This window comes from Streptococcus danieliae (assembly GCF_025447695.1).
Classification (GTDB): domain Bacteria; phylum Bacillota; class Bacilli; order Lactobacillales; family Streptococcaceae; genus Streptococcus; species Streptococcus danieliae.
The window spans coordinates 1-7371 of the sequence record NZ_JAOBSU010000086.1 but is presented as its reverse complement, the minus strand read 5'-3'; the positions used below and the strand labels follow the sequence as shown (position 1 = coordinate 7371).

General features: G+C 45.7%; 9 protein-coding genes and 1 other annotated feature. Of the genes, 7 read left to right on the top strand and 2 right to left on the bottom strand.

Going from position 1 to position 7371, the window contains the following annotated elements:
• Positions 1-122: 122 nt before the first annotated feature.
• Positions 123-250, top strand: a sequence feature (ribosomal protein L20 leader region).
• A gap of 15 nt (positions 251-265) precedes the next feature.
• The 4 genes from infC to N4310_RS06665 all read left to right on the top strand — a co-directional run bounded on the left by infC (position 266) and on the right by N4310_RS06665 (position 2985).
• Complete coding sequence (gene infC / locus N4310_RS06680; RefSeq protein ID WP_135037791.1) at positions 266-796, top strand: translation initiation factor IF-3; 531 nt, start codon at positions 266-268, stop codon at positions 794-796.
• 29 nt (positions 797-825) lie between these two features.
• On the top strand, positions 826-1026 hold the full coding sequence (gene rpmI, locus N4310_RS06675) for a 50S ribosomal protein L35 (protein WP_135037788.1): 201 nt from the start codon (positions 826-828) through the stop codon (positions 1024-1026).
• Positions 1027-1063: 37 nt separating this feature from the next.
• Positions 1064-1423 (top strand): 50S ribosomal protein L20, encoded by a 360-nt coding sequence (gene rplT, locus N4310_RS06670; protein WP_160332753.1) that lies wholly within the window; start codon positions 1064-1066, stop codon positions 1421-1423.
• Positions 1424-1584: 161 nt separating this feature from the next.
• The gene (locus tag N4310_RS06665; RefSeq protein WP_262092567.1) at positions 1585-2985 is read left to right on the top strand and encodes a polysaccharide deacetylase family protein; all 1401 of its coding nucleotides are present in this window, start codon (positions 1585-1587) and stop codon (positions 2983-2985) included.
• A 131-nt stretch (positions 2986-3116) separates the two neighbouring features.
• Here N4310_RS06665 and N4310_RS06660 read toward each other — a convergent pair whose 3' ends face one another.
• Both N4310_RS06660 and udk read right to left on the bottom strand, forming a co-directional pair.
• Positions 3117-3725: a DUF975 family protein gene (locus N4310_RS06660; RefSeq protein WP_262092566.1), complete on the bottom strand. Its 609-nt coding sequence runs from the start codon at positions 3723-3725 to the stop codon at positions 3117-3119.
• Between the two features lie 85 nt (positions 3726-3810).
• The gene (gene udk, locus N4310_RS06655) at positions 3811-4458 is read right to left on the bottom strand and encodes a uridine kinase (RefSeq protein WP_160332534.1); all 648 of its coding nucleotides are present in this window, start codon (positions 4456-4458) and stop codon (positions 3811-3813) included.
• 94 nt (positions 4459-4552) lie between these two features.
• On the opposite strand from udk, the gene N4310_RS06650 reads away from it, so the two are divergent.
• Genes N4310_RS06650 through N4310_RS06640 form a run of 3 tightly spaced genes read left to right on the top strand, consistent with a single transcriptional unit; the run spans position 4553 to position 7243 of the window.
• A complete protein-coding gene (locus tag N4310_RS06650) occupies positions 4553-5554 on the top strand; it encodes a Gfo/Idh/MocA family protein (protein ID WP_262092565.1) in 1002 nt (333 codons plus the stop codon).
• Positions 5529-6620, top strand: coding sequence for a DEAD/DEAH box helicase (locus N4310_RS06645; RefSeq protein ID WP_420832905.1), 1092 nt, complete (start codon positions 5529-5531; stop codon positions 6618-6620). Before N4310_RS06650 ends, N4310_RS06645 begins: the two co-directional genes overlap by 26 nt.
• An 8-nt stretch (positions 6621-6628) precedes the next feature.
• Positions 6629-7243, top strand: a complete 615-nt coding sequence (locus N4310_RS06640) for a class I SAM-dependent DNA methyltransferase (protein WP_262092562.1) — start codon at positions 6629-6631, stop codon at positions 7241-7243.
• Positions 7244-7371: the final 128 nt, after the last annotated feature.

Genomic DNA, 7371 nt, shown 5'->3' with positions numbered 1-7371 from the left:
ATTTTTATGAAATTGATGATGAGGAGTCAGAATCCTGACATTATTTTCAAAAAGAATAAGCAACGGGAATGATTCAAAAAAAGTAGTTGACAGATAATTTCTATATGGTACAATGGATTACATGAGAAAAGCAGAAGTGAGAGCTTCTCGCCTTGCGACTAACGTTGTCTGGCTCTACGATTCAAGTCCTGAAAGGGATTCTATTCGTGTGAGTGGGTGTGCGTTAGCAGACCCACTCTTGTTTTTCTCGAAATAAAAAAAAGAGGTGAACACCATAGCAAAACAAGACTTATTCATCAATGATGAAATTCGTGTGCGTGAAGTTCGCTTGATTGGTCTTGAAGGGGAGCAGCTTGGTATTAAGCCATTGAGCGAAGCCCAAGCCATCGCTGATGATGCCAATGTTGATTTGGTTCTAATTCAGCCCCAAGCAAAACCACCGGTTGCCAAAATTATGGACTATGGTAAGTTCAAATTTGAGTACCAGAAAAAGCAAAAGGAACAGCGTAAAAAACAAAGCGTTGTGACCGTCAAAGAAGTTCGTCTAAGTCCAACAATCGACAAGGGTGACTTCGAGACAAAACTTCGGAATGCACGCAAATTCCTTGAAAAAGGAAATAAAGTCAAAGTGTCCATTCGATTCAAAGGTCGGATGATCACCCACAAAGAAATTGGAGCTAAGGTTCTCGCTGATTTTGCTCAGGCAACACAAGATGTTTCTATCATTGAGCAAAGAGCGAAAATGGATGGACGTCAAATGTTCATGCAATTGGCTCCAATTCCAGACAAAAAATAAAGTCTGATCACTAGAAAAGAGGAGAAATCATGCCAAAACAAAAAACTCACCGCGCATCTGCTAAACGTTTCAAACGTACTGGTTCAGGTGGACTAAAACGCTTCCGTGCTTACACTTCACACCGTTTCCACGGAAAAACTAAAAAACAACGTCGTCACCTTCGCAAAGCTTCTATGGTTTCTGCAGGAGACTTCAAACGTATCAAATCAATGCTTACAGGTCTTAAATAAGACACACTCGTATAACTAGAATCTGGAGGAAAACTAAATGGCACGTGTTAAAGGTGGCGTTGTATCACGCAAACGTCGTAAACGTATTCTAAAGCTCGCTAAAGGTTACTATGGAGCTAAACATATCTTGTTCCGCACAGCGAAAGAACAAGTCATGAACTCTTACTACTATGCATACCGTGACCGTCGTCAAAAGAAACGTGACTTCCGTAAACTATGGATCACACGTATCAATGCGGCAGCTCGTATGAACGGACTTTCATACTCACAAATGATGCATGGATTGAAATTGGCTGAAATCGAAGTGAACCGCAAAATGCTTGCAGACCTTGCAGTAAACGATGCGGCAGCTTTCACAGCTTTGGCAGACGCTGCAAAAGCAAAACTAGCTAAATAATCGGTTTGTCCTCCTTGGGTTTTCCAGGGGGGACTTTGTGTATTTTTGGACTTAGGAATCCCTTCTCCAAATTCCTCTCCCGATACCAGCAAAATCATTTGAATATTCCTGCTATCTATCGTACAATAGTTTTTATGAAGATAGGAAAGAGAGTTAGGTTTGTGAAGAAGATTAGTCCGAAGAATTGGTTATTGTTGGGGGTCTTTTTAGGTATGTTAGCGGCTGCTCTTTTATTGCTGCCCATGTTGCCGGAGCAATTTGACCGTTGGCAGGCCACATCCAAGATTGAGCAGCTCAAGCAGGATCATAAGGCCTTGGCCAAGGAGTCCAAGAGTAGCAAGCAGTATGGTCGGATTGGGCAGGCTGAGGTGGTCGCTTATTATCCCAGCAATTTGGAAAGCAGCACCAACCAGCAGATTCAGGAACTCATTTTAGCCGATACCCAGAAATTGAATCCGGAAGGTCAAGATAAGGATTTGAATGCCTTGATTTTTTATCTGGTGGATAAAGAAGAAGGGGCTTTTGCCAATACTCAGCAAGTGAAGCTTTTGAAAAGGGAGTACCCGATTTCCTCGACCTATGTAGGAACAGAAAAAGAGACTACTTTAGCCTCTTATTACTATACTGACGAGGGGAAACAGCTACAGCTGGATGAACTCTTCCAAGATCCAGAAGCAGCTCAGTCTAAGATGTTGGATATGATTAAGGCTAATCTCTTAGCCCAGAATCTCAATACGGATCGTGTGGCAGAAGTTGTAGAGACCTTGCAATACACAGATCTAGCAGATTGGGACTTCTATTATGACAAGAAAAGCTTCTGGATCCATCTCCCGCAAACCATTGGGGAGGTAAAGCAAGTGGCGGTTCCCCTAACCATCTTGTTTGATGTGATTAATCCAGAGATACTCAAGGGTGCGGATGCGGAATCCTACCAGGCTTACATTGCTCCCTCAACCAAGAAGGTCATCGCTTTAACCTTTGATGATGGACCAGATAGCCAGTTAACACCTAAGTTGCTGGACATTTTGGAACAGGAAAAAGTTCCCGCAACCTTCTTTGTCTTAGGACGGAATGTGGCAGGAAACGAGCAGATTCTGAAACGGATGAGTAAGCGTGGATCGGAGATCGCCAATCATACCTTCAACCACCCCAACCTTCAGTTGCTTCCGACGGATGGAGCTCTGGCGGAGATTCGCGATACCCAAAGTGAAATCAAACGTGCTACAGGTATCGATTCCAAGCTGTTCCGGCCACCATTTGGCAATTACACCAGCCAAACCCGACTTTACGGTGGCCTTCCAACCATTCTCTGGTCAGTAGATACCCTGGACTGGCAAAGCCATAACCCAGCCATGATTTTGGAACAGGTCAAGACCTATGCCCGACCTGGCGGTATTGTGCTCATGCATGACATCCATAAGGAAACCATAGACGCCGTTCCAGCTGTTATCGACTACCTCAAAGAGGAAGGCTATGAATTTGTCACCGTCAGCGACCTGCTTAAAACCAAGGGAATCGATCCCCAAGGTATCTATTATGACCGTGACGGTTTGATTGACTAGGCCATTAGATGATTTAGAAAAAGAACCTGATTCTGTAGCCTACAGATTAGGTTCTTTTTTATCATCGGTAAATAAGTGTTGAAAAAATGCTAAATAGAAGCAAAAAATCAAGGAAAACCATACTTACTTTTTTAAAGATCTAAAATTTCAGGGTTAGCTGTGACTAATTGGCGGTAAAAGGCAGCTCGTGTTGTGAGTTGATAGGGAGTCAGCCATAGGCTTCCGATACCGAATGTGAGAGGAACTAGGAGAGCCCAGCCGAGGAAACTGAGGTCCAAGAGAAAGAGCTCTAATTTATGGCCATCCATCAGCATGCGAGATTTGGTGATGGCTTCGGTTGGTTCAATCTCTCTCCCTTGAGCGACCAAGTCTTCAATGATGTAGTTGGTCATGGAGTAGGAGTAAATTTTGATGAAGCCTGGGATGACGAAGAGAAGGCTCCAGAGAATCAGAAAGAGGTACTGAAGTAAGCCAGTGATAAGGACTGGCACAAAACGTCCTTGGCGGAAGCTGGTGAAGACAGCTGTGAGGATGTCTTCTTCTTTTTCTTGATCCAAAAGGTTTAAGAAGGTCATTTGTCGACTAGCTGTAAAAAAGATGGCAAGGATTCCACCGAAGCCAGAAGTCAGAAAGGCTAACATACTTGGCAACGTAAAGGTAAGTAAGGTTAAAATGATTGCCCAAGTCCAGTTATTTGCAAGTCTGTTCTTTGCTTGATTTTTTAATTCTGTGTGATTCATACAATCCTCCAATAATCAGTAACGAGGATTAGTATGGCAGATTTGTTGTCTTTGTCAAGATGAAGAAAAAGACCAGGCTGGTAGCCTAGTCTTTGGTCTCAGATGCTTCAGTTTCGCTGAGGATAGCAGCGATTTTGGTGTTGATTAAGTCAATAGCAACCTTGTTGGTGACCCCTTCTGGGATAATGATATCCGCATAGCGTTTGGTTGGTTCGATAAACTGGTGGTACATGGGTTTGACCACGTCTAGGTACTGGGTAATGACAGAATCGAGGCTCCGGCCGCGTTCTTCAATATCCCGTTTGATCCGGCGGATGATCCGGACATCGTCATCTGTATCCACGAAAATTTTAATATCCATCAGGTCGCGGAGACGTTTGTCTTCGAGAACTAAAATCCCTTCGACAATAAAGACATCTTGGGGTTCTTGGCGTAGGGTCTTGTTGCTGCGGGTATGGGCGGTGTAGTCATAAGTCGGAATATCTACTGGTCGGCCAGCCCGGAGCTCACTGAGTTGTTCAATCATCAAGTCTGTGTCAAAGGCAAAGGGGTGGTCATAGTTGGTTTTGACGCGCTCCTCTGGGGTTAGATGGGATTGATCCTTGTAATAGGAATCGTGCTCAATCATCGCAATCTTCTCGTTGGGAAAGTTAGCGAGGATTGCTCGGGATACACTGGTTTTACCTCCACCAGATCCACCTGTTACACCGATAATGATTGGTTTTTTATGCATGAGTAAGTCCTTTCTAGTTTCCTACTTATTGTACACTATTTTCTACGCTGTGTCAGTAGCTCCTTCTGTGTTATAATGAGGCGAGGTGAAAAATATGATTACTTTTGGCATTTTAGCCACCAGCCCGATTGCCCATGAGTGGATGACGGCTGTGAATGCAACTGGAGCCTATCGCTTGGGGGCGGTTTATTCCCGGACCCTTGCCAAGGCCCAAGCTTTCGGGGAAGCCTACGGCTCTGACGTCCTGGCCTATGATTCCTTGGAGGCCTTTTTGGCGGATCCAGCACTTGATTTAGTCTACATTGCTTCTCCCAATGGCCTGCATGTTGCGCATAGCCGTTTGGCCTTAGAAGCTGGGAAGCATGTTGTGGTGGAGAAGCCTGCAGTTTTGCGGCCAGCTGAGTGGGCGGAGTTGTTGTCCTTGGCCAAAGAAAAAAAGGTCATGCTCTTTGAAGCCGCACGGAATGTGCATGAAAAGGCTGTGACCCTTATTGCCGATTTTTTGAAAGATCAAGAAATCTTGGGGGCCAATCTGCGTTACGGGAAATATTCTTCAAAAATGCCGGCTCTATTGGCTGGGGAGCTTCCTAATGTCTTTTCTGCTAAATTTGGCGGTGGGGCTTTGATGGATTTGGGGATTTACCCGCTTTATCTTGCCCATTACTGGTTTGGGAAACCAGACCGGGTCGCCTATCAGGCTCAAAAATGGGCTTGGGATGTCGATTTGGCAGGTCAGGCCCAGCTGTTCTATGGCGATAGTCTGGTGACCCTCCAAACGGCTAAGAACTACACAACCTATCTTCCAAGTGAAATTTATACCCGTCAGGGAACTGTGATCTTGGATTCGATTGAAGCTATCGGCTCGGTTCGTTTTCGGGATCTGTCTGGCCAGGAGCAGGTACTACCAGTGACTGTTGCCAGTCACCAGATGGAGGAAGAAGCAGCTGCCTTTGCGCGAATGATTGAGGTAGAGGATTGGTCTGCCTGGGAGAACTGGGCCCAGCTAGCCCAGGAGGTTCATGAGACCATCTGGAACTTGCGCCAGGATGCCGCACTTGTATTTGAAGGAGATGAAGATGTTAAGGAACTTTCCTAAAGCCTGGCAGGACCGTTGGCAGGAACAAGATTTTGACCAAGCGACGCCGATTCAAGAGGCCCTCTGGCAACCACTGCAAGCTGGAGAGTCAATTCTTGGGATTAGTCCAACGGGGACTGGTAAGACCCTGGCTTATCTGTTACCCTTATTATTGAAGTTACGCAAGGGACAGGGGCAGCAGCTCTTGATTCTGGCTCCCAATAGTGAATTGGCCGGCCAGCTCTACCAGGTAAGTCAGGACTGGGCTGCTGATTTGGGACTCAAGACTCAACTGTTTTTAGCTGGTTCAAGCCAGAAACGGCAAATTGAACGCCTTAAGAAGGGGCCTGAAGTCTTAATCGGGACCCCAGGTCGGATCCTGGAATTGGTCAAGTTGAAAAAGATCAAGCTCTTGTCTATCGAGACCATTGTTTTGGATGAATTTGACCAGTTGCTCAGTAGTTCTCAGTTACCCTTTGTGGAGCGGCTCTTGAATTATGTCCCCAAAAAGCACCAACATGTCTACATGAGTGCGACCCAGGGCATTTCCATGGATCAGCTGCAGGCCGGAACTCAGCTGATTGCTGTGGCGCAAGATGAGGAAGCCAGTCATTTGCAGCACTTTTACATGCAGGTGGCCCAGCGGGATAAGGTAGCTACTCTCAGAAAGCTCTTGGCCCTAGAAGATTTTAGGGGACTAGCTTTCTTTAACGCTCTGTCTGATTTGGGGAATGCAGAGGAAAAACTTCAATACCACAACTTATCAGCCTATTCCTTGGCCAGCGATATCAATTTGCAGATGCGCAAACACATTTTGGATCGTTTTCGAGATGGTGCGATTTCCCTCTTGTTGGCAACCGATTTGGTAGCTAGAGGAATTGATATCCAGGGTTTGGATTGTGTGATTCAGGTGGATTTGGCGCGTGATAAGGATAGCTATACGCACAGGGCAGGTCGGACTGGGCGGATGGGCCGTGAGGGAGTTGTCATTACCTTTGTCAGCCATCCCCAGGAATTGAAACAACTGAAAAAATATGCCTCTGTCCGAGAAGTGGTCCTAAAAGACCGTGAGCTGTATATTTTGTAGGAGTAAGTATGGATCAAAATCGAACTAAGGCTATTTTCAAGCAAATGGCGGCGCACTATGACTCGCCGGAACGCAAACAAGTGGCGGCTGTGATTCACGAGGAATTGGAGCAGCGCTTGAAGCAGTTGCCAGATAGGGATTTGTTGCTGGATTATGGCTGTGGAACGGGCTTAATGAGTTTGCCCTTTGCAGAGCATTTTTCCAAGCTCCTTTTGGTCGACATCGCAGAGGAGATGTTGGAGCAAGTAAGGGGCAAGTGCCAGGCTCTGGAGCTGTCAAATGTGGCTTTAAAAACGGTGCCTGAATTTCAAGAGCTACAGGGACAAGCCAATGCGATTTTGGTGGTCCAGACCCTGTTGCATGTGGCCCAGGTAGAAGAATTGCTGGAGCAGTTAGCTGCTCATTTACTTCCAGATGGCCAAATTTTTCTGATTGATTTTCTTGCACATGCGGAAATTGACCACCCTCTGGTTCATCCAGGTTTTAGCCAGGAGGAACTAGTCTCCCTCTGCCAGCAGGCTGGTCTTAAGCTGGTGGAATTTAAGCCATTTTATACTGCAGATGGCCTCTTTATGGGCAAGCGGTCGACTCTTTTTGTAGCTGTTTTACAACATTCAAACTAAGCTGAGGCTGGGACAAAAGTCTAGCCTCTCTCTTTATGATTAGCAAAATATCTTTGACGCAGTAGTTGATTGGGTCTAACAGCATTGTATGCTGTTAGAGAGTACCAAATCTTGTTTGCGAAGCAAAC

Bases quoted from the DNA above. Each gene is read 5' to 3' on its own strand.
- rpmI (WP_135037788.1), top strand. From the start codon at position 826: ATGCCAAAACAAAAAACTCACCGCGCATCTGCTAAACGTTTCAAACGT.
- rplT (WP_160332753.1), top strand. From the start codon at position 1,064: ATGGCACGTGTTAAAGGTGGCGTTGTATCACGCAAACGTCGTAAACGT.
- N4310_RS06660 (WP_262092566.1), bottom strand. From the start codon at position 3,725: ATGAATCACACAGAATTAAAAAATCAAGCAAAGAACAGACTTGCAAAT.
- udk (WP_160332534.1), bottom strand. From the start codon at position 4,458: ATGCATAAAAAACCAATCATTATCGGTGTAACAGGTGGATCTGGTGGA.
- N4310_RS06650 (WP_262092565.1), top strand. From the start codon at position 4,553: ATGATTACTTTTGGCATTTTAGCCACCAGCCCGATTGCCCATGAGTGG.
- N4310_RS06645 (WP_420832905.1), top strand. From the start codon at position 5,529: ATGAAGATGTTAAGGAACTTTCCTAAAGCCTGGCAGGACCGTTGGCAG.
- N4310_RS06640 (WP_262092562.1), top strand. From the start codon at position 6,629: ATGGATCAAAATCGAACTAAGGCTATTTTCAAGCAAATGGCGGCGCAC.